The organism is Pseudomonas arsenicoxydans, from assembly GCF_006438915.1.
Lineage (GTDB): Bacteria > Pseudomonadota > Gammaproteobacteria > Pseudomonadales > Pseudomonadaceae > Aquipseudomonas > Aquipseudomonas arsenicoxydans_A.
Map to the genome: position 1 here is coordinate 447,625 of NZ_RCZE01000001.1, position 23,540 is coordinate 471,164.

The 23,540-nt window shown below is 58.1% G+C and carries 26 protein-coding genes; 7 read left to right on the plus strand and 19 right to left on the minus strand.

Annotated elements, in window-relative coordinates:
• Positions 1-3: 3 nt before the first annotated feature.
• From tssH to tssA, 15 genes are all read right to left on the minus strand, one after another.
• Positions 4-2,652 carry a type VI secretion system ATPase TssH gene (gene tssH, locus EAH78_RS02070; RefSeq protein ID WP_140664860.1) on the minus strand — a complete coding sequence of 883 codons (2,649 nt, stop codon included), beginning with the start codon at positions 2,650-2,652 and terminating at the stop codon, positions 4-6.
• Between the two features lie 13 nt (positions 2,653-2,665).
• Positions 2,666-3,673, minus strand: coding sequence for a type VI secretion system baseplate subunit TssG (gene tssG, locus EAH78_RS02075; protein ID WP_140664864.1), 1,008 nt, complete (start codon positions 3,671-3,673; stop codon positions 2,666-2,668).
• Complete coding sequence (gene tssF, locus EAH78_RS02080) at positions 3,637-5,424, minus strand: type VI secretion system baseplate subunit TssF (RefSeq protein WP_140664867.1); 1,788 nt, start codon at positions 5,422-5,424, stop codon at positions 3,637-3,639. The genes tssG and tssF overlap by 37 nt, the downstream gene beginning before the upstream one ends.
• 24 nt (positions 5,425-5,448) lie before the next feature.
• Complete coding sequence (locus tag EAH78_RS02085) at positions 5,449-5,877, minus strand: hypothetical protein (RefSeq protein ID WP_140664870.1); 429 nt, start codon at positions 5,875-5,877, stop codon at positions 5,449-5,451.
• Positions 5,870-6,292 carry a hypothetical protein gene (locus tag EAH78_RS02090; RefSeq protein WP_140664874.1) on the minus strand — a complete coding sequence of 141 codons (423 nt, stop codon included), beginning with the start codon at positions 6,290-6,292 and terminating at the stop codon, positions 5,870-5,872. Before EAH78_RS02090 ends, EAH78_RS02085 begins: the two co-directional genes overlap by 8 nt.
• The gene (locus EAH78_RS02095; RefSeq protein WP_140664877.1) at positions 6,289-6,510 is read right to left on the minus strand and encodes a hypothetical protein; all 222 of its coding nucleotides are present in this window, start codon (positions 6,508-6,510) and stop codon (positions 6,289-6,291) included. The genes EAH78_RS02090 and EAH78_RS02095 overlap by 4 nt, the downstream gene beginning before the upstream one ends.
• Positions 6,507-6,638 carry a hypothetical protein gene (locus EAH78_RS32980; RefSeq protein ID WP_275671665.1) on the minus strand — a complete coding sequence of 44 codons (132 nt, stop codon included), beginning with the start codon at positions 6,636-6,638 and terminating at the stop codon, positions 6,507-6,509. Before EAH78_RS32980 ends, EAH78_RS02095 begins: the two co-directional genes overlap by 4 nt.
• A 2-nt stretch (positions 6,639-6,640) precedes the next feature.
• Complete coding sequence (locus tag EAH78_RS02100; RefSeq protein ID WP_240051837.1) at positions 6,641-7,057, minus strand: hypothetical protein; 417 nt, start codon at positions 7,055-7,057, stop codon at positions 6,641-6,643.
• A gap of 75 nt (positions 7,058-7,132) precedes the next feature.
• Positions 7,133-7,534 (minus strand): hypothetical protein, encoded by a 402-nt coding sequence (locus EAH78_RS02105; protein WP_140664880.1) that lies wholly within the window; start codon positions 7,532-7,534, stop codon positions 7,133-7,135.
• Positions 7,535-7,536: 2 nt separating this feature from the next.
• Entirely contained in the window at positions 7,537-8,508 is a 972-nt protein-coding gene (locus EAH78_RS02110; protein ID WP_140664884.1) for a DUF6402 family protein, read from the minus strand.
• A gap of 10 nt (positions 8,509-8,518) precedes the next feature.
• A complete protein-coding gene (locus tag EAH78_RS02115) occupies positions 8,519-9,043 on the minus strand; it encodes a PAAR domain-containing protein (RefSeq protein ID WP_140664888.1) in 525 nt (174 codons plus the stop codon).
• A 10-nt stretch (positions 9,044-9,053) separates the two neighbouring features.
• A complete protein-coding gene (gene tssE, locus EAH78_RS02120; RefSeq protein ID WP_008150080.1) occupies positions 9,054-9,461 on the minus strand; it encodes a type VI secretion system baseplate subunit TssE in 408 nt (135 codons plus the stop codon).
• Positions 9,462-9,475: 14 nt separating this feature from the next.
• Positions 9,476-10,951: a type VI secretion system contractile sheath large subunit gene (tssC, locus tag EAH78_RS02125; protein WP_027926312.1), complete on the minus strand. Its 1,476-nt coding sequence runs from the start codon at positions 10,949-10,951 to the stop codon at positions 9,476-9,478.
• 26 nt (positions 10,952-10,977) lie between these two features.
• On the minus strand, positions 10,978-11,481 hold the full coding sequence (gene tssB / locus EAH78_RS02130) for a type VI secretion system contractile sheath small subunit (RefSeq protein WP_140664893.1): 504 nt from the start codon (positions 11,479-11,481) through the stop codon (positions 10,978-10,980).
• A gap of 32 nt (positions 11,482-11,513) precedes the next feature.
• The gene (tssA, locus tag EAH78_RS02135) at positions 11,514-13,070 is read right to left on the minus strand and encodes a type VI secretion system protein TssA (protein ID WP_140664896.1); all 1,557 of its coding nucleotides are present in this window, start codon (positions 13,068-13,070) and stop codon (positions 11,514-11,516) included.
• A gap of 874 nt (positions 13,071-13,944) precedes the next feature.
• Here tssA and EAH78_RS02140 point away from each other — a divergent pair.
• Both EAH78_RS02140 and EAH78_RS02145 read left to right on the plus strand, forming a co-directional pair.
• Positions 13,945-15,051, plus strand: coding sequence for a hypothetical protein (locus tag EAH78_RS02140; RefSeq protein ID WP_140664900.1), 1,107 nt, complete (start codon positions 13,945-13,947; stop codon positions 15,049-15,051).
• Between the two features lie 418 nt (positions 15,052-15,469).
• Complete coding sequence (locus EAH78_RS02145; protein WP_140664904.1) at positions 15,470-15,865, plus strand: DUF6124 family protein; 396 nt, start codon at positions 15,470-15,472, stop codon at positions 15,863-15,865.
• Between the two features lie 88 nt (positions 15,866-15,953).
• Here EAH78_RS02145 and EAH78_RS02150 read toward each other — a convergent pair whose 3' ends face one another.
• From EAH78_RS02150 to EAH78_RS02160, 3 genes are all read right to left on the minus strand, one after another.
• Positions 15,954-16,229, minus strand: coding sequence for an HU family DNA-binding protein (locus EAH78_RS02150; protein ID WP_003213368.1), 276 nt, complete (start codon positions 16,227-16,229; stop codon positions 15,954-15,956).
• Positions 16,230-16,423: 194 nt separating this feature from the next.
• Positions 16,424-17,572 (minus strand): NAD(P)/FAD-dependent oxidoreductase, encoded by a 1,149-nt coding sequence (locus tag EAH78_RS02155; RefSeq protein WP_123433146.1) that lies wholly within the window; start codon positions 17,570-17,572, stop codon positions 16,424-16,426.
• 22 nt (positions 17,573-17,594) lie between these two features.
• On the minus strand, positions 17,595-17,762 hold the full coding sequence (locus EAH78_RS02160; RefSeq protein WP_007954349.1) for a rubredoxin: 168 nt from the start codon (positions 17,760-17,762) through the stop codon (positions 17,595-17,597).
• A gap of 201 nt (positions 17,763-17,963) precedes the next feature.
• On the opposite strand from EAH78_RS02160, the gene EAH78_RS02165 reads away from it, so the two are divergent.
• Together EAH78_RS02165 and ubiA are read left to right on the plus strand one after the other, a co-directional pair.
• Positions 17,964-18,515 carry a chorismate--pyruvate lyase family protein gene (locus tag EAH78_RS02165; protein WP_140664908.1) on the plus strand — a complete coding sequence of 184 codons (552 nt, stop codon included), beginning with the start codon at positions 17,964-17,966 and terminating at the stop codon, positions 18,513-18,515.
• A complete protein-coding gene (gene ubiA / locus EAH78_RS02170) occupies positions 18,515-19,405 on the plus strand; it encodes a 4-hydroxybenzoate octaprenyltransferase (protein WP_140664911.1) in 891 nt (296 codons plus the stop codon). Before EAH78_RS02165 ends, ubiA begins: the two co-directional genes overlap by 1 nt.
• A gap of 63 nt (positions 19,406-19,468) precedes the next feature.
• On the opposite strand, the gene EAH78_RS02175 is transcribed toward ubiA, so the two are convergent.
• Entirely contained in the window at positions 19,469-19,852 is a 384-nt protein-coding gene (locus EAH78_RS02175; protein ID WP_140664914.1) for a COG4315 family predicted lipoprotein, read from the minus strand.
• 152 nt (positions 19,853-20,004) lie between these two features.
• Here EAH78_RS02175 and phoB point away from each other — a divergent pair, with 152 nt between their 5' ends.
• The 3 genes from phoB (at position 20,005) to EAH78_RS02190 (ending at position 23,527) form a co-directional block, all read left to right on the plus strand.
• Positions 20,005-20,694, plus strand: coding sequence for a phosphate regulon transcriptional regulator PhoB (phoB, locus tag EAH78_RS02180; protein WP_007896474.1), 690 nt, complete (start codon positions 20,005-20,007; stop codon positions 20,692-20,694).
• Positions 20,695-20,739: 45 nt separating this feature from the next.
• Positions 20,740-22,062 carry a phosphate regulon sensor histidine kinase PhoR gene (gene phoR, locus EAH78_RS02185; RefSeq protein WP_140664919.1) on the plus strand — a complete coding sequence of 441 codons (1,323 nt, stop codon included), beginning with the start codon at positions 20,740-20,742 and terminating at the stop codon, positions 22,060-22,062.
• A 124-nt stretch (positions 22,063-22,186) separates the two neighbouring features.
• Positions 22,187-23,527, plus strand: coding sequence for a hemolysin family protein (locus tag EAH78_RS02190; protein ID WP_123433151.1), 1,341 nt, complete (start codon positions 22,187-22,189; stop codon positions 23,525-23,527).
• Positions 23,528-23,540 lie beyond the last annotated feature (13 nt).

Here is a 23,540-nt window from a genome sequence, read left to right on the forward strand (position 1 = left end):
ACCTCAGGCGAACTCGCAGGTCACGCTGGCGTCACCGTCGAGCGTGGCATGCACACGCTTGAGGCTTTCACCGGTGGCCATCGCGTCGAGCAAGCGGTCGGCCACCAGCGGCAGCACGTGCAGGTCGAGCAAATGGTCGATCAGGCGTGCGCCGCTGTCGCTTTGGGTGCAGCGTTCGGCGAGGTGATCGACGAGGTTCTGGCAGTAAGTGAAATCCAGCTGACGACGGTTCAGCCGCTCGCCCAAACGACTAAGTTTGATTTCGATCAACTCGCGCAACACAGGGCCGCCGACCGGGTAGTAAGGCACCACGCGCATGCGCGCCAACAGCGCCGGTTTGAAGTGTTTGCTGAGGACCGGGCGGATGGTTTCTTCAAGCGCTTCGGCGGTCGGTCGCGCGCCGTTTTCACAGAGTTCGCTGATGCGGTCGCTGCCGAGGTTCGAGGTCATCAGGATCAACGTGTTGCGAAAGTCGATCTCGCGTCCTTCGCCGTCGTTCGCCACGCCTTTGTCGAAGATTTGGTAGAACAGGTTGAGCACGTCCGGGTCAGCCTTTTCCACTTCATCGAGCAGCACAACGGAGTACGGCTTCTGGCGCACGGCTTCGGTGAGCATGCCGCCCTCGCCGTAACCGACGTAGCCCGGCGGCGCACCGATCAAGCGCGACACGGTGTGTTTTTCCTGGAACTCGGACATGTTGATGGTGGTGATGAAACGATCACCGCCGTAGAGCAAATCCGCCAGGGCCAGGGCGGTTTCGGTTTTGCCGACGCCGCTCGGACCGACCAGCAGGAACACCCCCACTGGCGCACCCGGTTTGTTCAGGCCGGCAGCGGTGGCGCGCATCGAGCGGTCCAGGGCGTGAACAGCTTGCTCCTGACCACGGATGCGCGTGCGCAGGTCAGTTGCGAAGCTGGCGACCTTGGCGTTGTGCTCGCGGGCCAGTTGCGCCAAGGGCACGCCGGTCCAGGCGCTGATGACTTCGGCGACCAGACGCGGGCAGACTTCGAAGCTCACCAGACGCTCTTTGACTTGCAGTTCGGTCAGAGCTTTGTGAGTGTCGTTCAGCGCGGCTTCCAGCGATGCGACGCTTTGCGCTTCGTCAACAGGGAGGGTTTCGATCACAGTGCCTTCAGCGTCTTCTTCAACCGTGACGGTCGGTTCGACGGCAGCGGCTTCACGCGCCTTGGCCAGTTGTTGACGCAGGTCCAACAGGCGTTCAGCGAGCTCTTTCTGTTCGGTCCACAGGATTTCCAGAGCGGCCCTCTCGTCTTCGGCGTCTTCCAGCCGCGCTTCCAGTGCGTCCAGCGCTTCGTGATCGATCAGCAAACCGGCTTCGGCATCGCGGCGCAGGGCTTGACGCTGACGGCCGCCTTCAGCCAGTTCGCCTCGCAGGCGTTCAAGGCTTTCCGGAGCGGCGGCGAGGCTGATGCGCACGCGGGCGCACGCGGTGTCGAGTACGTCGACAGCTTTGTCCGGCAGTTGGCGACCGGCAAGGTAACGGGCGGACAGTTCAGCAGCGGAGACGACGGCGTCATCGCGCAGGTAGATGCCGTGGCTCTTTTCGTACACCTGAGCCAGGCCACGAAGGATGGTCACCGCTTCGCTGACGGTCGGCTCGTGCAGTTGCACCGGTTGGAAACGACGGGCCAGCGCCGGGTCTTTCTCGAAGTATTTTTTGTACTCGGCCCACGTCGTGGCGGCGATGGTGCGCAACTCACCACGGGCCAGCGCCGGTTTCAGCAGGTTGGCGGCGTCGGAACCGCCGGCATTGCCGCCCGCGCCGATCAGCGTGTGGGCTTCGTCGATGAACAGGATGATCGGTTTCGGCGAGGCTTTGACTTCGTCGATCACGCCTTTGAGGCGACGTTCGAATTCACCTTTGACGCTGGCACCGGCCTGCAACAGGCCCATGTCCAGCGACAGCAGCTCTACACCTTTCAGGACTTGCGGCACTTCACCGGCGGCGATGCGCGAGGCCAGGCCTTCGACGATGGCGGTTTTACCGACGCCGGCTTCACCGACCACGATCGGGTTGTTCTTGCGGCGACGAGCGAGGATGTCGACCATCTGGCGGATCGCGCCATCTCGACACAGCACCGGGTCGAGTTTGCCGTCGCGGGCCTGTTGGGTCAGGTTATGGGTGAAGCGCTGCAGCAGCGATTCGCCCGGCACGGCGGGTTTGCCGGTGGCTGGTTGTTCTTTCTGCGACAGGGCGAATTCTTTCAGGCGATCGATGTTCAACTTAGCCAGCAACGCCTGGTAGCGGCTACCGGCGTAGCGCATCGGGTTGCGCAGCAGGGCGAGGATCAGCGCGGCCTGTTCGACCTGGGTCTGGCCCAGTTCGAGGTTGGCCACCAGCAAGGCATCCTGCAGCCATTGCACCAGCTCCGGGGCAAACACCGGGTTGCGCGAGGCGCTGTGCTCGACCCGCGATTGCAATGCCGCGCTCAGTTCACCGGCATCCACTTCGGCGTCTTGCAGCGCGCGTGCGAGCAGGCCTTGCGGACGCTCCAGCAGGCCCAGCAGCAAGTCTTCGACGAGGATCTTGCTGCCGCCCCGGGCGACGCAGCGTTCGGCAGAACTTTCCAGGTCACGACGGGTTTCGGCGTCCAGCGCCTGGATAAGTTGTTGCAGGTCTACGTTGATCATTGGTCATCTGTCCTTAATGAATTTTGCTGCCCAGGGTGACCACGCCGTCCGCTTTTTCGCGGCCCAGCCAACTGGTCCAACCCAAGCGACAGGTGTTCTGCTCACCGATGCGCAGTTCCGGGATTTCTTCGTGGCGCAACACCAGGCGAATGTCGTAATCGAGCGGGTCACGCAGGGTGAAGCGCACCAGCGCGCACAACGGCTGGTAGCCGAAACCGATGGGCAGGAATTCGTGAAAGCGTTGCCAGTCGAGTTCGCGGATGTGAATGCGGAATTTGCCGCTGCGGTCGCGTACGTGTTCGCCCAGCACAAGGTCCTCACCGAGCAGGCTGTTGGCGCGGCCCAAACGATTGCGCTGCTCGTCGAGAATCTCCACGCGGCGCTCGATGCATTGCTCGATGGTCAGCTCGGCGTGCTTGAAGTAGTAACGCAGCACGGCTTCGATCAGGGCTGCCGAGTGCGCGCGCAAGCTGAGCAAGCCGAGGTACGGCAACAGGCGTTTCCAGTTAAGTTCGCCGGCCTTGCGGATCTCCTCGCCACCGAGGCCAATCAACGCAAACAATTGCGAAGAGAACGGGTCGAGCGCACCGCTCTCGAAGCTGGCGCGGTAGCGGTATTTGCGCCAGATCGGCAGCATCAGCCGTTGCAAGCGATGGTGGAACAGGTCGAGAAAATTACGGGTCGGGTTGCCGTCTTCACTGTCGCCCAGGGCCTGTTCGCCGTAAAACGCCGGCAGCGGCGAACCGGAACCGACCAAGCCAATCAGGTTGAAACGCAGGCGCGCACGCATCTGCCCGTGCTCGTGGAAAAACTCCACGCGATCGACATCGCTGCCAGGGAAACCCAGGCTCGGGTTGGCCTGGAATTCCAGCTGGTCGTACAGATCGTCCTGACTCAGGTGCGGGTGGGCCTCGCGCAGCCGGTCAACCACCAGCAGCACGGCCTGAAACAGCGAGTACTCGCGTATTCCTCGGGTCAGACCGCTTAAAGCAGCGGCTGAAGGCCCATACGTGGTGTCCATTGGTACACCTCTCCCTGTGTGCTTTTTACCCGCAGCTCGTGGTACGAATTGAGACTGGCGTAAAGCGCGAAAAACTCGTTAAGAACCGAAGCGAACACGAACAGGTCGCCTTCGCCGATGTAGCCTTCCGGGTCGATGGTCAGCTCGGTGCGCAACCCGCGCACCGGCAAGCCGCGATGCAGGCGGTCGACGTGTTGGTGTTTGATCGATTTGAGGCCGCCGAGCAGGCGCTTGCTGACCTTCTCCGCGTGCTGGTCGTAGTAACGCGGCAGGTCGTAGGTTTCGAGAATCACCTTCAACGCATTGACGTCGGCCAGCGACAGGTAGTTAAGCGACATGTTGCTGATCAGCTTCCACAGGAAGTCGCGATTCAGCGGCGGCGCATAACTCGGGGTAGCCGGGGTGATGTTGCGGAAACTGAGGAATTCGGGCGTTTCTTCGCAGGCCATGCAAATGTCGCCGAGCTTGAGTTTTTTCGGCAGGTTCTGGTTGGTACACGTCAGCTCGATCGACAGGGTTTCATGGGCTTCGGTGTGGCGGATGCCGAAGCTCAGGTAGGTGTCGAGGCCGTCGTGCAACAGCGATGAACGCTGACGAATGCTGTAGTGCGGACGGCTGGTGGGCACGTCGAAACTCGGGTCGTGCTCGAAGGATTCGAACGGCACGTATTCCTGATAACCGAGGCCGCCGGGCTTCCAACCGGTGACGCTTTCCACGGAAAACACACCGCAGTTTTCCAGGTCGTACTCGGCGGGTAGCAACAGGTATTCGTCCTGCTTGCCGTCGAGGCGAATCGGCAACGCATCGTGCTTGAACAGGTTGACGATGGGCGTGCAATACAGCTTCACGTTGTCCAGGGTCGGACGCATGCGCAGGATGCCGCTCTTGCGAATATCGAAGCGCAACTCCAGGCCGCGCATCTGCTTGAGGGTGTCTTCCGGCAGCGCCTTGAGAATGTCCAGACCGTTGACGTCGACGAACAGGAACTTGTCCTGGAAGGCGAAATATTCTTGCAGGTAACGGTAGCCACGGAAGGTGTTCAGCGGATACGGGATCAACGCTTCTTCTTCGGCAAAACCCACCGGTTGCACGCGGTCGCCGGGCATCTTGAATGCCATCGGCGTGCCGTTGACGCCATTGATCGGCTTGCCGGCGCTATCCAGCGGAATCAATTCGATGCCTTCCAGATTGCGCAACAGGCTCAGGTACAGCATCTGGCTGATGTAACGCTCGCCGGCGAAGTGCAGGCGCAGACGACTCAATTCCAGCTCACCGAGGTGACCGTCGGCGCTCATCTCCAGACGCAGGCTCAACAGCGAACCGTCGCCCTTCACCGAGTACGTCAGCGCGGCCAGATCCAGCGCCTGGACTTCGGTTGGGTAGCACGTGCGGAAACGGCAACGCACGTCTTCAATCGGAACGCTTTCAATTGGTGTATCGCGATCAACCTTCAACGCCGGGCCGGAACGCTTGAGCGGGTCGAACTGCAAAATGCTGAACGCCGGCAGCGGCCGCATGTAGTTGGGCCACAGCAGCTGCATCAGCGAATGGCTGAGCTCAGGGAGTTCGTCGTCGAGTTTCTGACGCAGGCGACCGGTCAGGAACGCAAAACCTTCCAGCAACCGCTCCACGTCCGGATCCCGCCCGGCCTGGCCGAGGAAAGGCGCCAACGCTGGACTACGTTCGGCGAAACGGCGGCCTAACTGGCGCAGTGCGGTGAGTTCGCTTTGGTAGTAGTGGTTAAAGGACACGGGGTACCTTCCTGGTATTGAATCTCATGAATAAAACGTTCTGTAGAGCGCTACCGTCAGACCCGCACAGATGTAGCCGGCGATCAGGAGGTACGGCACGATCAGGATCCAGCCGTAGGCCATGTAAGAGTCACTGACCTGCCCGGCGACCAGACTGAACAAGCCATAAAGCATCCATGGCACGGCGTAGAACGGAATGAACTTCAACGGCGCCAACCAGACCATCCGCAGCGCTTGTTGCTCGCTACGGTTCTTGGCGGATCGAGAAGTCCACAGCGAAAACATCAACAGACCGGGGATGCCCCACCACAACAGGTACACCCAATGGGTCTCGGATGAATCGAACGTGGAGTACTCGCCAATCCACAGGCCATAGGAAAAAATCGCCAGCACCGCCAGCAATGGCCACCACAAGGCAACCATGAAGAAACTCAGTTGCGCTCGGCTAAGCATGGTCGGCCCCCGACGCGAGCTTCGAGGCTTTTGCGCCATCTACTTTGCGCTTGTACCAGCCATCCAGCCCGGTGCTGAGAAGGATCGCCGTCAAGGTGAATATTCCTTGGCCGATGCCATAGAGCAGCGCCCGTAGCGGATGATGCGGCAGCATCCACAGGAGAATTAGTCCTACCCAGATCGCCCACAGGATCAACTTCACACGTAGCACAGGAATCAGCGCCAGCACCGCGTTGAAGACAAGGAAAAACTCGTAGAGGAATTTGCTGGTAAGACGAATGTTCACGCCACGGGATGTCAAGCCGCCGTAGGTCGAGATGTACCAGTCGGCAGCGAAGTTATTCAGAAACGTGTAACCCACACAGAAAACACTGTGGATCAACAGGCAGCAGACGATGCGGGCCAGCATGTTCATGCGGGACGCACCGAGGAGTAACAGATGCCCACGATTTCGATGGCCACCAATGAAATCAGGACCATGAACGTCAGCGAGCGATGCAGCCATGACTGACGCAGTCGCTTGCTGATCGCCGTGACAATCAGCAGAAGACTCAAGATCGCGATGCCGCCGAAAAGATTGCTGTCGGCGATGAACATCAGATACATGCGCATCTCGTCCGATACGACGATCATGGGCAAAAGGCTCCATCCTTGAGGGTCCAGCTGCGCTGATAACCATCACGTTCACGTTTGACGGATTGCAGGGCGTAGCAATGGAGATGAGGCCAGACCTCTTTTTGCTGTTCTTTTTGCTCGTCCATGATTACCGGTCTCTCGCTTTTTCAGGCGTCATCGCCGTGCTGGTGTGTAGATAAAGTTGTTCGCCGTCAAACCCTGTAATACCGGCAGCGCTCAGAGGAAAACCGTCTTTCGTGCTGTATCGAACCCAGCCTTGCGACCACATATCGCCATTCTCGTGACGAACCTGTACGTAGTAATTTGGTGCTTCGGCCTTGGAGACTTCGATAAATACCCCACCATCTTCGCCACCCACCCAAAGCGCATTGGGATGAGCAATCAAAGTCGGGGCGACGGACCGTTCCATACGCACCAGCACAGCAAACAAAACCAAAATCGCCAGCAGCCCAATGGAGCTCAGGAAAGCGATAAGCAAAGTAATGGACAGGCGCTTTTTATCCGTGCACTGGCACAACTCCCCCTCCCTAGTGAGCCTAGACATCAGATCTCCAGAACCTTGTGCGGGTTTTGCTGATAAATATGCTCAACACACTTCCCCTCCAATCCGAAAGTTTGCTTATTCTTTTCCGTCATCTAACGGCGCGCACGCTGTAATACTCCACCCTTCGTACCCGGTTGAAGTTGGATAAATCGCATGTCCATTAACCCATTGCGAGCGCTCATCTGTCGTGAATTCACTCTGCCAAAGCAGCCACTCAGACGACTTCAGCAACTCACCTTCAACGCTATACACTCGAAAAAACGCATCACTAGTGAAAAGCTTTACAAATTTCCCAGCGACGCCAAAATTAGAATACTTCGGTATATAGGAATTAATATAACAAGTTTTAGCTTCATTCCAAGTCGTGGAATAAACTTCCGCTGTAATGGCAGCCCCATGCTTAATGTATAGCCAAACGGAAACAGGTACGCCTACTACAAGCAATATCAGCACCAACAAAGACGACATTTTTTTCATAATCACTTAGTCCCAGAGCGAGATAGGTACTCTTCAAAATCGATAGGACCAAGATGAATTATAAAAGACACGTCATACAATTTGACCGTCGTATAAATCATCATATCTCCACCCTTCCCGTTCACTTGCCGATATTTATTAAAGTGCCCATTCGTCACTTTGTGATATTCGACTCCGGCTTTTTCAATCAACGCAGGCTCGGCAAAATAATCAATCGGACCGGGCCGGGTTACCCCTTCAGGCGCCCAATAGCCCAATAATTGATCGTCCCCGGCATTGAGAAAGTCGTAAGTATCCCGAACGTAAAGGCCAACCTGCTCTATTTCTATTGCCGGAAAGCCATGATGGTTTTGAATAGTGCGAAATTTAGTTGCCGCGACTTTTACGACGAAAGTCCCTAAAGCGCCGTATACATCATCCAACGCATCCGTAGCCTTTTCCCAATCTCTAGCCCCGAACCTAATCAAATTAAATTGGGATATATCCTCCAACTCAATAGCTGTTTTATCACTGTAATCCAAGTATGCGCTTTTTAGCTTCTTTGACTTTGCATCCAGCAAGCCAAGTCGCTGGAGTCGCGTCATCAATACGATCAGCCCTTTAGAAAGCTCGTCGAGCGAACCTTTTACTCTACCGGCACTTCCGTTAAATTCTGATGTTGATGATAGCTCAGCAATATACTCATCAACTTTTGGCTTTACACGCTTCGACCCAGTAAACAACCACTCAAACGGTATATCAGCTATAAGCTTATCCGCACTCAAGGTACTCGCTGCTATGTCACCTTGCTTAATAGATTTTGGCAACTCATAGGGCTCACCAGCGAACCACTTCCGCATAACACGAGCGGCCACCGTCCAACCCAATTTATCCATAACTTTAGGAATTGAAGAAAGCTGAAAAACCTTAGCTTGAACGCTTTGACCTTCTTTATTCTGAGCTGGAGTCAGAGGAGCTTTGATCGGCGCGGGCATGGAATAAACCTCAGCAAATGGCAATAGAGTTTTGAGGTTCTAAAAGCAACGTAACCCCTTCAGCAATTGAGGAGCCAATTACCGAAGTTTTTCCTTCACTATTCGTGACACCTGTTATTTCTTTTCCTGAGTCCGTGCGGATTGTGTATCCGCGATCCGCTACCGGCGCGCCTGTCTCGGGATCAGTCACAACGAAGTGTTCGGTAAACGGCCACTGAATTTCCACCGGCAACGGCGGAACAAACGGCACCGGCGAATGCGAATTCCCGATAATCACCGTCCCGGAACCCGCCGTAACCTTATTGCCATGAGTCCCGACGGAATCCACCGTTGCCGCTGGTTTGCCGTTAATCAAAACGGTCGTCGCCAACCCGCCCGACATCGCACCACCACACGCCGAGGCATCGCCTTGGCGGGCGGCCGCGAGGCCGTCGAAGAACACGTCGCCGGAACCGGCGGCGATCGGGTTGGTGCCGTGGCCGGGGAGCGGGCAAGCAGTGGGGTCGGATACACGTGCTGCGGGTTTGCCGGACATACGAATCTCCTTAGTTGACCTTCACTTGACCGCTGCCATCCAGGCGCGCGGCGAAACTGACCTGACGCTTGAAACCATCCACTTCCAGCAGGCCTTCGATGCTGAAGGACAGGCGAAGCTGATCGTGGTCACGCGGCAGGGAGATGACACGCACATTGCTCAGGCGTGGCTCGTAGGCTTCGATGAAATTTTCGATGGCCAGACGGGCCTGACTCAGGGAGTCGTGCAGGCTCAGACGCATGTCATTGAGATCGGGTAGCCCGTAATCGGACAGCGTTTGCACGCTGCCCGCACGGGTGCTGAGCATCTTGGCCAGATGGGCAGCCACGGACGCCATGGCAGAAACCTCGCGGCTCCAGCCGACGCGTTTGTCCGCGTCGCCACCCAGGCGTTCGAAAAGGCTGCCGTATCCAGTCATGAGTTAGGCTCCGCTTACTCTTTGTCCAACTTGCCAACCAGCGACAGGGTGAAATCAGCACCCATGTACTTGAAGTGCGGGCGCACGTTCAGGCTGACGCGGTACCAGCCAGGCTCGCCTTCGACATCGCTGACGATGATCTGGGCAGCACGCAGCGGACGACGGCCACGGACTTCGGCGCTCGGGTTTTCCTGGTCGGCCACGTACTGGCGGATCCACTTGTTGAGTTCCAGCTCGAGGTCGGTACGTTCTTTCCACGAACCGAGTTGCTCGCGCTGCAGCACTTTCAAGTAGTGAGCCAGGCGGTTGACGATCATCATGTACGGCAGTTGGGTGCCGAGCTTGTAGTTCAGCTCTGCCGCCTTGCCTTCTGCGCTGATGCCAAAGAACTTCGGCTTCTGCACCGAGCTCGCGGAGAAGAACGCCGCGTTGTCGGAGCCTTTGCGCATGGTCAGGGAGATGAAGCCTTCCTCGGCCAGTTCGTACTCACGACGGTCGCTGACCAATACTTCCGTAGGAATCTTGGTTTCGATTTCGCCCATGCTTTCGAAGTGGTGCAACGGCAGGTCTTCCACCGCGCCACCGCTCTGCGGGCCGATGATGTTCGGGCACCAGCGGAACTTGGCGAAGCTGTCGGTCAACTTGGTGCCGAACGCGTAGGCCGTGTTGCCCCACAGGTAGTGCTCGTGGCTGTTGGCGACGGTTTCTTTGTACACGAACGATTTGACCGGGTTGTCTTCCGGGTCGTACGGGTTACGCAGCAGGAAACGCGGCACGGTCAGGCCAACATAACGGGAGTCTTCCGACTGGCGGAAGCTCTGCCATTTGGCGAATTGCGGGCCTTCGAAGTGATCTTTCAAATCCTTCAGGTCCGGCAGGCCGGTGAAGCTTTCCAGGCCGAAGAATTTCGGGCCGGCGGCAGCAATGAACGGCGCGTGGGACATGCAGGCAACGCTGGACACGTACTGCATCAGTTTCACGTCCGGCGAGCTTGGGGACATGAAGTAGTTGGCGATGATCGCGCCTACTGGCTGACCACCGAACTGGCCGTATTCAGCGGTGTAGATGTGCTTGTACAGGCCAGATTGCATCACTTCCGGCGAATCTTCGAAGTCGTCCAGCAGGTCGTCCTTGGAGACGTTGAGGATTTCGATCTTGATGTTTTCGCGGAAGTTGGTGCGGTCGACCAGCAACTGCAGACCACGCCAAGACGATTCCAGGGACTGGAAGTCCGGGTGGTGCAGGATTTCGTCCATCTGACGGCTGAGCTTCGCATCGATCTCGGCGATCATGCGGTCAACCATGGCTTTCTTGACCGGCTCGCCATTGTTCTGCGGCTTGAGCAGCTCTTCGATGAAGGCCGACACACCGCGCTTGGCGATGTCATAGGCTTCGTCGTCAGGGGTCAGGCGGGTTTCGGCGATGATGCTGTCGAGAATGCTGTATTCGCCGTTCTCGTTGCTCTTTTGCTGTGCTGCACTAGTGCTCATTGTTGGCTTCCTTGACTGATGGTGGCTCAGACGTTTTGGGCGGCGGCGTTCAAGCCCAGCTCACCCAATACGCGACCGCGGGATTCGTCGTCGGCGAGCACGCCTTCGATGGCTTTGCGGAACGCAGGTGCGTTACCCAGCGGGCCTTTGAGGGCCACCAGCGCGTCGCGCAGTTCCATCAGTTTTTTCAGCTCAGGCACTTGCTCGACCAGGCTGGCCGGGTTGAAGTCCTTCATGGAATTGACGCGCAGTTTCACGGCCAGTTCTTCAGTGTCGCTTTCTTCCTGAAGACGGTTCGGTACGCTCAGCGTCAGGCTCAGCTCTTGCTTGGCCAGCACCTCGTCGAAGGTCATCTTGTCGATGCTGATCGGCTTGCGATCTTCGACTTTGCGTTCGTCCTTGCGGTGGGTGTAGTCACCGATTGCCAGTAGTTTCAACGGCAGTTCGATCTCTTCCTGTGCACCACCGGTGGCAGGTTTGAACGTGACGTTGATGCGTTCCTTGGGGGCTACCGAGCCTTCTTTGGCCATGGCTTTTCTCCTTGCGGTTGTGGCCCGGGGGCCTATTCGAGTACCACTTCGAGATCGAGGTGGCACAGCCTGCGATAAATCTCTTCCTTGCGTTCTCGTACGGCATGGTTCTGCGGCAACAACTCGCAGCAGCTATGCAGTAAATGCAGCACTTCCAGCGCAAGATCGGGCTCCCAGGCGTTCAGGCCTGAGTCCTGTAATGTTTGGTCGAGGGTCTCTAATTGGGTCTTGGCCAGTTCGTATTTCTTGGCCATGAAGCACAGCCGCGCGAGGGCGAACTGCCAGAAGAACCGAACGCGTCCGCCCTGGGCGCTCTGCAGGCCCTGCTTAAGGATTTGCACGGCAGCCTTGAGGCCGTCCTTGCGCAAAATCGGCAGGACTTCTTCGAGAGCCAGCTCCCACGCCGGCTGCGTGTCAGCGACTTCGACCTTGCGCGGCGCACTGGCTGTTTGCAGGTGCGGCATGACGTGGCCGCTGATCCAGGCGCGGGTGGCCGGATCGGCGAATGGCGCGCCATCGTGGTAACGCAATTCGATGATGCCGGGCAGGCGCTGAATCAAAAGCGCGAAGTGGATCTCCACTTCGCGCATGGCCATCTCGGCGTTCAAGGCCTGAAGGCATTCCCACGCCATTCGCTGGCCATCGAACCAGAACGGCGCCTTCGCCAGGCTCGCCTCCAGTTCCACCAGCAGGTCGGCGTATTTCGCCTGATCGAAGCGGTCTTGATAGGCCTTGAGCTTGTCCGCCGGCAAGCCGCGCAGCACGGTGATTTGCTCGGCGTTACGCTCGGGGACGGCGTCAATGGGCAACCACAGCAATGTGCGGTTAAGGCGCAAGGCGCGCAGGTCGGTGGCTTTCTGCTTGAGCCACCAGGCACACAACGGCCGCGCGCTCTCTTGCTGAGCACGCAGAGCCTTGTGGGCTTCTTTTTCGTTATCGATCGGTGCGCCGGGGGTGAACAACTGCGTGGCGGCTTGTTTGACCTGGGCGACTGCGGCGCCGACCACACCGGGTTCCGGCTGGTTGTCGGCAGCGCGCTGGACCATGTTTTTCAGACGGCGGGAGATCGGCAGCAACAGCGGCGCGTCATCGCCCAAATGCTCGGTGCAAGCGGCATCGAGGCCTTCTAGGTGCTCGACCAGCCGCCGGAACATCGGCAACTGCTCTTTGATCGCGATGTTTTCGGTGAGCACCTGCTCAAGACGCGGCACCAGCCAACTGATCGCAGCAGAGCGAGTACGGGGCTTGTTCGGGTGGACTTCAGCCCAGTGATTTTCTGATAAGTGATGCAGCATACCGAGGCCGGCCAGCAGCCCCTGAAACGATTCGCGCTGGTACAAAGCCCAGGTCAGCCAGGCGCCAACGCGCAAATCCTTGGATTGGGTACGCAACAGGGTTTCGCTGTTTTCACGGATTTTCAGCCAGTCGATCTGACCGCTTTCGTGCATGGACGAGGCTTTCGCCAGCTCACTTTCCAGCGCTTCAAATTCGCCCGAAAAGCGAACGTCCTCGCCCGCGAAATTCTCTTTGGAAACAGAGACTTTTGCGAGTTCGAGATAATGCGCGGAAAGTTTGCTTGAGTAGGACATCCATGGCCTTTATTTAGGATTACGGTCATACGCCAAAAGAACATTTCAGCGGCGCGGGACAGTATCAAAGAGCTGCGATGAGTCTCATCCAATTGAGTTCGTGCTCTTTCAAGTGCGCGCATCGTAATCACAATGATGGCCACTAGCAAGCATCTGATTAAACAACAAGACGAAGTGTTGTTTATTGACCGTAGGAGAAATCCCTATATGTGTAGGGGGATCCCCTGATGTCGTTTTAATATTCAAGCCCCCATGTGATACCTCTGAAACCATTGAGGTAGAGCGGCTCGCTGTCCTTGACGCAGATTATTGGCCGCCATCGCCCCGCAGAAGGTGTGCAGCATGCCAACAATTAGCAAGGATGGATGTAGGAAAGGTCCGAAGTGTTTCCGGCATTTAAGAAAAACGCAGCGCGACAATGGAGGTGTAGAAAAGTGCCATCAAGTGATGGCAATTTAATTTGAGTCAATACTCAACTTCGGCAATACCCCGCGCATCTGTATAAACGTTGCTCGCAACGGTTGGGCAATATTCTGGAATACGGAAGTTTCGGGTGGCATTTCCCGAGCTACTACGTTTAGCCTCCGTACCGCTGGCGATTCATGACCAAACTGCAGGCTTCCGAAGCGTTCATCACCCCCCTGAATTGGCGCGAAATATCCTGCGTCAAGGTGCAAGAACCCTCTGCCGTGCGGGCGATCGAGACATCCTGATAGCCGGGTTGGCGCCTGGAGGCATCGCCAAGGCGCGGTCAATCCCGAAAGCTCCTGCGGGGGTACGTCCAACGGAAAACACTGGCCCTTCTCAGAAACGTACAAAGCTACATCAATAAATTCGGCATCCCGTTCGGAAGCTGGTAAGGAGAGAAAATCAAATGGATTTAAGAACAATATTTTTCGCAGCGTTTGTGTGGCTGCCTTTTGCAAACGCCGCAGAGTCCCTGCCAATAGAGGGGGATTATTATTTGTACGGGGCCATGGAAATGGCCGCCAGGCTAGTTCTTCAAAAGGACGGAACTTTTGCAGCAGCCGCTGCGTACGGGAGCGCCAACGGTGCTGCGAAGGGAACGTGGAGTATCAAGAGCAATACGCTGACGCTCACAAGTGAAGCTGACCCTAACGCAGCTAAAAAGCTGGCTTTCGAAATGCCCAGAACAAGGAACCTGGCTGAATTGGAGGAGAGTTATCGAATCCAGCACGGCAATTACGACGAGATCGATAACGACACGGCTAACTACGCCCAGACTCACTACATTTTGCAGATGCAATACGACCAGCACCCAAAACCCCCAGCCATCGAACCCGTGTACCTTTATTTCGAGTTTTCCGAAGGCCCCGGGAGCCAGCAGTTATTGGAGTCAAATGAAACAACGGACCTGTGGCTGCCTTACGACCCACAAAGAACGCTAACAAAAATCGGCTTCGGGACCTCCCGCAATTCCGGCCCGACTCAATGGTTCGATGTTTCGCCGGATAGCCGCTGGTTCGGTATTGGCTGGAAAAAAGAGAAGAGCCAGCCAATCGCGTTCAGCCCGCGTAAAGAGAAGGGACTGGCCGAAATTCAACGCGATCTGAACGATGACGAACAAGCTCGCATTCTGAAGAATTACCTCATCACGGTTTATCACTTTGATCCAATCAGCACGCCAGCCATAACGCCCGTCGATGTGTACTGGAGGTTTCAGGACGGTTCTACCGAGCAACAGGTCTGGGCGGACTCGAAGCAAGAGAGGTTATCTCTGACCTACTCTCCCGCAAGAACCCTGGAGAAGATCGGCATGCGCACCCAAGGCTCAAAAGACCCAATTGAGTGGCTTGATACCCTGCCAGATATGAGATGGATGCGTGTCGATTGGAAGGATTACGCGGTGCCCACCAATGGTGAGTTGTCCCTTCTGTTTCAGGACCTGCAACTCGCCATCGAGCCTGACTGTCTCGCGGTAGATTTTGGTAATGGCAAAGCGTGCTTTCGCCGTCGCTGACACTCTCGGTCTGGTGAGGATTTTCAGGATGTTCAGGTGTTGCTTCCTTGCGATTTAAACACCGCCCGACAACACCTGTTTAAAACGCCTCAAGGTTACGTCCTGCAAGCTACAACACCTTGCGCCGTTGCCTACGGCTACGCCAGAATCCGCCGGCTTGTGCGCCTTGGGGCCGGTCGGTAACTTGGTTCCTGTCACTGATCCTCAGTGGACGGGTTTAGTCGCCCGCTGGTAATTGAAGTTGCACAAGCTTCCGTCAGACAGGTATCTCATACCTGCATTTGATGGTGGCTGTGCGCAGGGCACCCTCGGGTGCGCCGGCTTCTTCAATTCCCCGGTCCGACTAACCTGCGTACAGCTGCCACCCCTCCGTTTAGTCGGCGAAGTGGTGTCAGCATCATTCATGGAATTGAAGATCATGTTCAAAGTGACACCCAACCCACCGGACACCGATCCGGTCTCACCCTACGAAAGCCCCGATTCAAAAAAGCTGAACGACGCCGCCGAGCGCGCCCTCGACCATCACTTCCCGCCAACTAAATCTAAACAATCCAAACGCAACGGCCAGCTCTTCAGCGTTTGCCCCGACATCAACACGGACGCCCTGCTCGCCAACGCGTCGGAAGACTCTCGTTCCATCAGCGCCATCGCCGCCGACCTCGCCGACAATGTGGACGGCCCACAACGGTCTGTAGCCCTGGCGCTCAGCCGCATGGCCGATGGCGTGCATCTGCTGATAGATCGGGCGCTGGATGACCTGGACGAGCCGGAAATGGCGGCGATCCTCGCCAGGAGACAGAGCCGAGTTTGCTAATCCGCCAGCCATAAAAAAATGGGCACCCAACCTCGTTGGCGTGCCCATTTTTTATCCCGCTCACCCGCTGTGCGGGCGTCGGTGCGTGTTACGGATTAACGCTGTCTTTCAACGATTTGCCTGGTTTGAACGCAACAGTGTTGCTGGCCTTGATTTTGACGGGCTCACCGGTTTGCGGGTTTTTGCCGGTACGGGCACCGCGGTGGCGTTGCAGGAAGGTGCCGAAGCCCACCAGCGTGACGCTGTCCTTGCGATGCAGAGCGCCGGTGATTTCTTCGAGAACGGCGTTGAGAACGCGGTTGGCCTGCTCTTTGGTGAGGTCTGCTTTTTCAGCAATTGCTGCGGCGAGTTCTGGTTTACGCATATTAGTGAAGCCCCTTTGACGGTTTTTTGTTGTTATGTCCGTGCTGCTCTCTGTGGAGCAGCGCCCAAAGCGCCGCAGGTGCTCTACTCTGCGGCAGACGGGAGTGAGGATGGCACGCAAGACAGAGCCGCGCCAGTCTCGGCGCGTGCTTTGTAAGGGCAAAAGAGGGGTGATTCCGACAGAACGACCGGTATTTACGCCAGCAGTGCCGGAAGCTCTTTGTTGAGGGCCAGTTTTTCCATCACGGCCGTGCCGGTCAGGGCATAACCGAGCAGTTTTCCGCTGGCATCGCGGCATAACACCTTGATGTCGCCACCCTGCCCTTCGACCGTCCAGACGCCCTCGCTGCCCCTTGGTGGCGGTGAAACCACCAACGGGCACACCGGGGTCTTCACGGTAATCGGCATCGGGCCGTAGGTCACGGGCGTCGGATTTCCGGCGAGGGTCTGGGCCAGCGCTCTCGCACAGCTCATCAGGGGCATGACGTACAGCAAATTCAGCCCGTCGACCTCGGCGCAGTCGCCCAGCGCGTAGATGTTGGCATGGGAGGTTTTCAGGTGACGGTCGACCACCACGCCACGGTTGACCTGCACACCGGCCGCCGCTGCCAGATCGATACGCGGACGCAGGCCGATGGCCGACACCACGACGTCGCAAGGGATCACCTGGCCATCGGACAGGTGCGCTTCCAGGCCATCCGCCACGCGCTGCAAGCGATTGAGCACCGGCCCGAGATGGAATCGCGCGCCGAGGCTTTCCAGCCCGGCCTGGACGGCAGCCGCCGCAGCCGGATGCAACAGGGTCGGCATCACCTGCTCGCACGGTGCAACCAGTTGCACCTCGTAGCCGCCCAGGCTCAGGTCATTGGCGAACTCGCAACCAATCAGGCCGGCGCCGAGCAACAGCACCCGACGTTTGCCGGCCGCCGCCGCACGAAAGCGCGCGTAATCTTCCAGATCGTTGATCGGGAACACGCAATCCGCCGCGTCACCTTCGATCGGCACGCGCACGGTTTCCGCGCCCCAGGCCAGAATCAGGTCGCGGTAAATCACCGCTTCTTCACCGATCCACAGGCGTTTGTGGCCCGGATCGATGCCGCTGATGCGTGTGTGGGTGCGCACTTCGGCTTTCAGCTGTTCAGCCATCGCACCGGGTTCGGCCATGCTCAGGCCGTCGGCGTCTTTGTTTTTGCCGAAACCGGTGGAGAGCATCGGCTTGGAGTAGGAACGTCCGTCATCGGCGGTTATCAACAGCAACGGGGTTTCGCTGTCGAGTTTGCGAAACTCCCGGGCCAGGTTATAGCCAGCCAGCCCGGTACCGACGATGACGACAGGTGCGTTCATTCCTTACTCCTCTGGTGTCTTATTAGTTGATTTCAATCATTTCGAAATCCATCTTGCCTACGCCGCAGTCCGGGCAGAGCCAGTCTTCCGGCACGTCTTGCCACAGTGTGCCCGGCGCAATGCCGTCGTCCGGCCAGCCGTCGGCTTCGTTATAGATCAGGCCGCAGACCACACATTGCCACTTTTTCATTCAGTTGTTTCCTCAGGATTCAGGCGTATTGCCGGCTCGAACGGTCGATGGTTGCAACGTTGCCGTCCGGCTCAGGGCGTTTTGTACTGATCGGGCCCGACAGATGCAAGCGTGTTCGGCGCAACGGCGGCCCGGATCAATCAACATCGCCGGCTGACATGGTAAGCTCGCCGCCTCATTTGCTGCCAATAATGACTCACTGTGCCGCACTCAAACGCCCCGCTGTGGCTCCCCCAAAGCCAACTCTCGCCCCTCCCCGACGCGTCTACCCTCGACTGGCTGTTCGATGAAGGCTCCCTGACCCGACGGTTGATCCGCTTGTCGAAAGACCGCTTCAGCGTCACGCCGCTGTTCGAAGGCTGGCAACCGCTGCGCGCCGACGAATGTGTTGCACTGGATCTGGCCGAAGGCAGCGAAGGCTGGGTGCGCGAGGTGTATTTGCGCGGTCACGGCGAGGCGTGGGTGTTTGCCCGCAGCGTGGCGGCTCGCAGCGCGTTGCAGGGTGATGGTTTGCACATGGACGAACTGGGCAGCCGTTCCCTGGGGGAATTGCTGTTTTGCGATCACGCGTTCCAGCGTCGTGCCATCGAGGTGTGTCACTACCCTCAAGCGTGGTTGCCGATGGAGTGCCGGACACCGGAACTGTGGGGCCGACGCTCGCGTTTCGACCGTGGCGCACTGAGCGTGCTGGTGGCCGAAATCTTCCTGCCGACCTTGTGGAACGCCACCCGCGCCCATCCGGAGAACTGCTGATGTACCAGAGCCTGCTCAAGTCCTTGAATCGCTTGAACCCTCGGGCCTGGGATTTCATTCAACTGACGCGCATGGACAAGCCGATAGGCATTTATCTGCTGCTGTGGCCGACGTTGTGGGCGCTGTGGATTGCCGGCAAAGGTTCGCCGTCGCTGGCCAACGTGGTGATTTTTGTCTTGGGCGTGATTCTGACCCGCGCCGGGGGCTGCGTGATCAATGACTGGGCGGATCGCAAGGTCGACGGCCATGTGAAACGCACGGAACAGCGTCCCTTGGTCAGCGGCAAGATCAGTTCCAAAGAAGCCCTGGTGTTCTTCGCCCTTCTAATGGGCGTGAGTTTTCTGCTGGTGTTGTGCACGAATGCCGCGACGGTCTGGCTGTCGTTCGGCGGTTTGGCACTGGCGTTCAGCTACCCGTTCATGAAGCGCTACACCTATTACCCGCAAGTGGTGCTGGGCGCGGCGTTTTCCTGGGGGATGCCGATGGCGTTCACCGCCGAAACCGGTGAACTGCCGGCGGCGGCGTGGTTGCTGTGGATTGCCAACCTGTTGTGGACCGTGGGTTACGACACGTATTACGCGATGACCGACCGTGATGACGACTTGAAGATTGGCGTGAAATCCACGGCGATTCTATTTGGCGATGCGGATCGGGTGATCATCCTGACGTTGCAGGGGCTGGCGTTGGGTTGCCTGTTGCTGGCCGGGTCGACATTCGAGCTCGGTGGCTGGTTCCACTTGGGGCTGCTGGCGGCGGCGGGCTGTTTTGCGTGGGAATTCTGGTACACCCGCGGCAAGGACCGGATGCGTTGCTTCAAGGCGTTTTTGCACAACCATTGGGCCGGGTTGGCGATTTTTGTCGGGATAGTGCTGGATTACGCACTGCGTTGACGGACACGCTTCTGTAGCAGCTGCCGAGGGCTTCGTCAGCTGCTACAGGGTTAAGCGAATCGCTTACATATGCTCGCGAACGACGTGCCAGACGTCCTTCATCTTGTCACCCTTCATTTCTCCGGGAGCCGTGTCCTTCATGAAGTAATACAGTGGCTTGCCGTTGTAAGCCCACTGCATCATGCCGTCGTCACGCTTGATAATGGTCCATTTCCCTTCAGCCTTGTCGCCTGCTTTTGCCTCCAGCGGCGGCCAGTTTTTGGCACATTCACCTGTGCACACCGACTTGCCGCCCGTGTCCTTGTCGAACGTGTACAAGGTCATGCCCTTGTGGTCGACCATCATGTCGCCTTTCATCATGCCCGGCTCAGCCGCGAAGGCCATGATCGGCAATGAAAACGCCGCGACCAGCAGCAGGGCCTTGAAGGATTGCGAGATTTGCTTCATGGAAACCTTCCTTTTGTGGTTGTCAGGATTCGGACTTAGAGCTTAGTTCAGGATCATGACAATCGCCGGGCAGCTAAAATACTGTCACACGACTGCAATAATTCCGTTATCTAATGCGGCGCAAGACAGTTAAATGACAAGAGGATTAAGGCATGGTTGGCAGGAGCATTCTGATCGTCGACGACGAAGCGCCCATTCGCGAAATGATCGCCGTTGCGTTGGAAATGGCCGGCTATGACTGCCTGGAGGCCGAGAACTCTCAGCAGGCCCATGCCATCATCGTCGACCGCAAGCCGGACCTGATCCTGCTCGACTGGATGCTGCCCGGCACCTCCGGTATCGAATTGGCCCGCCGTCTCAAGCGTGACGAGCTGACCGGGGACATCCCGATCATCATGCTCACCGCCAAGGGCGAAGAGGACAACAAGATCCAGGGCCTGGAAGTCGGCGCCGACGACTACATTACCAAACCGTTTTCCCCGCGTGAGCTGGTCGCCCGCCTCAAGGCTGTGCTGCGCCGTGCCGGCCCAACCGATGGCGAAGCGCCTATTGAAGTCGGCGGCCTGCTGCTGGACCCGATCAGCCATCGCGTGACCATCGACGGCAAACCCGCCGAGATGGGCCCGACCGAATACCGCCTGCTGCAATTTTTCATGACCCACCAGGAACGTGCCTACACCCGTGGTCAGTTGCTGGATCAAGTCTGGGGCGGCAACGTGTATGTCGAAGAACGCACCGTCGACGTGCACATCCGTCGTCTGCGCAAGGCCCTCGGCGATGCCTACGAAAATCTGGTACAAACCGTGCGTGGCACGGGTTACCGCTTTTCCACCAAAGCCTGACCCTGCCCTGACCCGCCCGACAAGCTGACAAGGACGCACGTTTCCGTGAACCAAAACTGGCATGGCACCCTGATTCGCCACATGCTGTTACTGGTCACCGGTTGCCTGGTGATCGGCCTGATTACCGGCTACTACGGCTGGAGCCTCGCCGCGGGGCTGGGCCTTTATCTGGCCTGGACCCTCAAGCAGTTGCTGCGCTTGCACGAATGGCTGCGCCTGCACTCAGCCGATGAAGCACCGCCCGACGGCTATGGCCTGTGGGGCGAGGTGTTCGACAGCATCTATCACCTGCAACGCCGCGACCAACGGGTTCGCGGGCGCCTGCAAGCGGTGATCGACCGGATCCAGGAATCCACCGCCGCGCTGAAAGACGCGGTGGTCATGCTCGACAGCGACGGCAACCTGGAATGGTGGAACCTCGCCGCCGAAACGCTGCTCGGCCTCAAGACCCCGCAAGACAGCGGTCAGCCGGTGACCAACCTGGTGCGCCACCCGCGCTTCAAGGAATATTTCGAGCAGGACAGCTACGCCGAACCGCTGGAAATCCCGTCGCCGACCAATGATCGCGTGCGCATTCAGCTGTACATCACCCGCTACGGCAACAATGAACACTTGATGCTGGTGCGCGACGTCACGCGCATTCATCAGCTGGAACAGATGCGCAAAGACTTCATCGCCAACGTTTCCCATGAATTGCGCACGCCACTGACCGTGATCTGCGGTTATCTGGAAACCCTGCTCGACAACGTCGATGAAGTGAACCCGCGCTGGACCCGTGCCTTGCAGCAGATGCAGCAACAAGGCGGGCGTATGCAGACGTTGCTCAATGACTTGCTGTTACTGGCCAAACTCGAAGCCACCGATTACCCGTCGGACAATCAGCCCGTGGTCGTCGATAGCCTGTTGCAGTCGATCAAGAGCGACGCCCAGCAGCTGTCCGGGCAGAAAAACCAGCGCATCACCCTGGAAGCCGACCCGACGATCATGCTCAAGGGCAGCGAAGCGGAATTGCGCAGTGCGTTTTCCAATCTGGTGTTCAACGCGGTGAAATACACCCCGGCCGAAGGCAATATCCGCATTCGCTGGTGGGCCGATGAGCAAGGCGCGCACCTGAGCGTGCAGGATTCCGGGATCGGCATCGACAGCAAACACCTGCCGCGCCTGACCGAACGCTTCTACCGCGTCGACTCCAGCCGCAATTCCAACACCGGCGGCACCGGCCTGGGCCTGGCCATCGTCAAACACGTGTTGCTGCGCCACCGCGCGCGGATGGAAATCAGCAGCGTGCCCGGCCACGGCAGCACCTTCACCTGCCACTTTGCCCCGGCTCAGGTGGCAAAATTGCAAGCCCTCAGAACGGCTGACTGATACCGGCCAGCACGCGCCACTAGGCAATCACCGAGTCAGCCGCTACATTGGCTGACTTGTGCCTGCCCTTCAGGCACCGCATTACTCCCCTTTTTCGAATATACGGAACCCGCAAAACTCCATCATGGACCCTTCCCCTGGCTTGACCCTCGCAACCATATTCGCCGACTTCGGCATGATTCTCTTTGCTCTGATCCTGGTTTTGCTCAACGGATTTTTCGTTGCGGCGGAATTTGCCATGGTCAAACTGCGCTCGACGCGAGTCGAGGCCATCGCCGATAAAAACGGCTGGCGCGGGCATATTCTGCGTACCGTTCACAGTCAGCTCGATGCGTACCTCTCGGCGTGCCAGCTAGGTATCACCCTCGCCTCCCTCGGCCTTGGCTGGGTCGGTGAACCGGCGTTCGCGCACATCCTCGAGCCGATGCTTGAAGCGGTTGGCGTGCAGTCGGCCGAAGTAATCAAAGGCGTATCGTTCTTCGCAGCGTTCTTCGTCATTTCGTACCTGCACATCGTGGTCGGCGAACTGGCTCCGAAGTCGTGGGCCATCCGCAAACCGGAACTGTTGTCGCTGTGGACCGCCGTGCCGCTGTACCTGTTCTACTGGGCCATGTACCCGGCGATCTATTTGCTGAACGCCAGCGCCAACACCATCCTGCGGATCGCTGGCCAGGGTGAACCCGGCCCGCATCACGAGCACCATTACAGCCGTGAAGAACTGAAACTGATCCTGCACTCCAGCCGTGGCCAGGACCCGAGCGACCAAGGCATGCGTGTATTGGCCTCGGCAGTGGAAATGGGCGAGCTGGAAGTGGTCGACTGGGCCAACTCCCGGGAAGACCTGGTGACGCTGGAGTTCAATGCGCCGCTCAAGGAAATCCTGGCGATGTTCCGTCGCCACAAGTTCAGCCGTTACCCGGTGTACGACAGCGACCGCCAGGAGTTCGTCGGCCTGCTGCACATCAAGGACCTGCTGCTGGAACTGGCGGCGCTGGATCACATCCCCGAGTCGTTCAACCTGGCTGAGCTGACCCGTCCGCTGGAACGCGTTTCGCGGCACCTGCCGCTGTCGCAGCTGCTGGAACAGTTTCGCAAGGGCGGCTCGCACTTCGCCGTGGTGGAAGAGGCGGATGGCAACATCATTGGCTACCTGACCATGGAAGACGTGCTGGAAGTCTTGGTTGGCGACATTCAGGACGAACACCGCAAGGCTGAGCGCGGGATCCTCGCGTACCAGCCGGGCAAACTGCTGGTACGCGGTGACACGCCGCTGTTCAAGGTCGAACGCCTGTTGGGCATCGACCTGGATCACGTCGAAGCCGAAACCCTCGCCGGGCTGGTCTATGAAAGCCTGAAGCGGGTGCCGGAAGAGGAAGAAGTGCTGGAAGTCGAAGGTTTGCGGATCATCATCAAGAAGATGAAAGGGCCGAAGATCATTCTGGCCAAGGTGTTGATGCTGGATTGATCTGGGGTTGAGG

Coding starts and splice junctions, on each gene's coding strand:
- tssH (WP_140664860.1), bottom strand. CDS start 2,652: ATGATCAACGTAGACCTGCAACAACTTATCCAGGCGCTGGACGCCGAA.
- tssG (WP_140664864.1), bottom strand. CDS start 3,673: ATGGACACCACGTATGGGCCTTCAGCCGCTGCTTTAAGCGGTCTGACC.
- EAH78_RS02085 (WP_140664870.1), bottom strand. CDS start 5,877: ATGCTTAGCCGAGCGCAACTGAGTTTCTTCATGGTTGCCTTGTGGTGG.
- EAH78_RS02090 (WP_140664874.1), bottom strand. CDS start 6,292: ATGAACATGCTGGCCCGCATCGTCTGCTGCCTGTTGATCCACAGTGTT.
- EAH78_RS02095 (WP_140664877.1), bottom strand. CDS start 6,510: ATGATCGTCGTATCGGACGAGATGCGCATGTATCTGATGTTCATCGCC.
- EAH78_RS32980 (WP_275671665.1), bottom strand. CDS start 6,638: ATGGACGAGCAAAAAGAACAGCAAAAAGAGGTCTGGCCTCATCTCCAT.
- EAH78_RS02100 (WP_240051837.1), bottom strand. CDS start 7,057: ATGTCTAGGCTCACTAGGGAGGGGGAGTTGTGCCAGTGCACGGATAAA.
- EAH78_RS02105 (WP_140664880.1), bottom strand. CDS start 7,534: ATGAAAAAAATGTCGTCTTTGTTGGTGCTGATATTGCTTGTAGTAGGC.
- EAH78_RS02110 (WP_140664884.1), bottom strand. CDS start 8,508: ATGCCCGCGCCGATCAAAGCTCCTCTGACTCCAGCTCAGAATAAAGAA.
- EAH78_RS02115 (WP_140664888.1), bottom strand. CDS start 9,043: ATGTCCGGCAAACCCGCAGCACGTGTATCCGACCCCACTGCTTGCCCG.
- tssE (WP_008150080.1), bottom strand. CDS start 9,461: ATGACTGGATACGGCAGCCTTTTCGAACGCCTGGGTGGCGACGCGGAC.
- tssC (WP_027926312.1), bottom strand. CDS start 10,951: ATGAGCACTAGTGCAGCACAGCAAAAGAGCAACGAGAACGGCGAATAC.
- tssB (WP_140664893.1), bottom strand. CDS start 11,481: ATGGCCAAAGAAGGCTCGGTAGCCCCCAAGGAACGCATCAACGTCACG.
- tssA (WP_140664896.1), bottom strand. CDS start 13,070: ATGTCCTACTCAAGCAAACTTTCCGCGCATTATCTCGAACTCGCAAAA.
- EAH78_RS02140 (WP_140664900.1), top strand. CDS start 13,945: ATGGATTTAAGAACAATATTTTTCGCAGCGTTTGTGTGGCTGCCTTTT.
- EAH78_RS02145 (WP_140664904.1), top strand. CDS start 15,470: ATGTTCAAAGTGACACCCAACCCACCGGACACCGATCCGGTCTCACCC.
- EAH78_RS02150 (WP_003213368.1), bottom strand. CDS start 16,229: ATGCGTAAACCAGAACTCGCCGCAGCAATTGCTGAAAAAGCAGACCTC.
- EAH78_RS02155 (WP_123433146.1), bottom strand. CDS start 17,572: ATGAACGCACCTGTCGTCATCGTCGGTACCGGGCTGGCTGGCTATAAC.
- EAH78_RS02160 (WP_007954349.1), bottom strand. CDS start 17,762: ATGAAAAAGTGGCAATGTGTGGTCTGCGGCCTGATCTATAACGAAGCC.
- ubiA (WP_140664911.1), top strand. CDS start 18,515: ATGTACCAGAGCCTGCTCAAGTCCTTGAATCGCTTGAACCCTCGGGCC.
- EAH78_RS02175 (WP_140664914.1), bottom strand. CDS start 19,852: ATGAAGCAAATCTCGCAATCCTTCAAGGCCCTGCTGCTGGTCGCGGCG.
- phoB (WP_007896474.1), top strand. CDS start 20,005: ATGGTTGGCAGGAGCATTCTGATCGTCGACGACGAAGCGCCCATTCGC.
- EAH78_RS02190 (WP_123433151.1), top strand. CDS start 22,187: ATGGACCCTTCCCCTGGCTTGACCCTCGCAACCATATTCGCCGACTTC.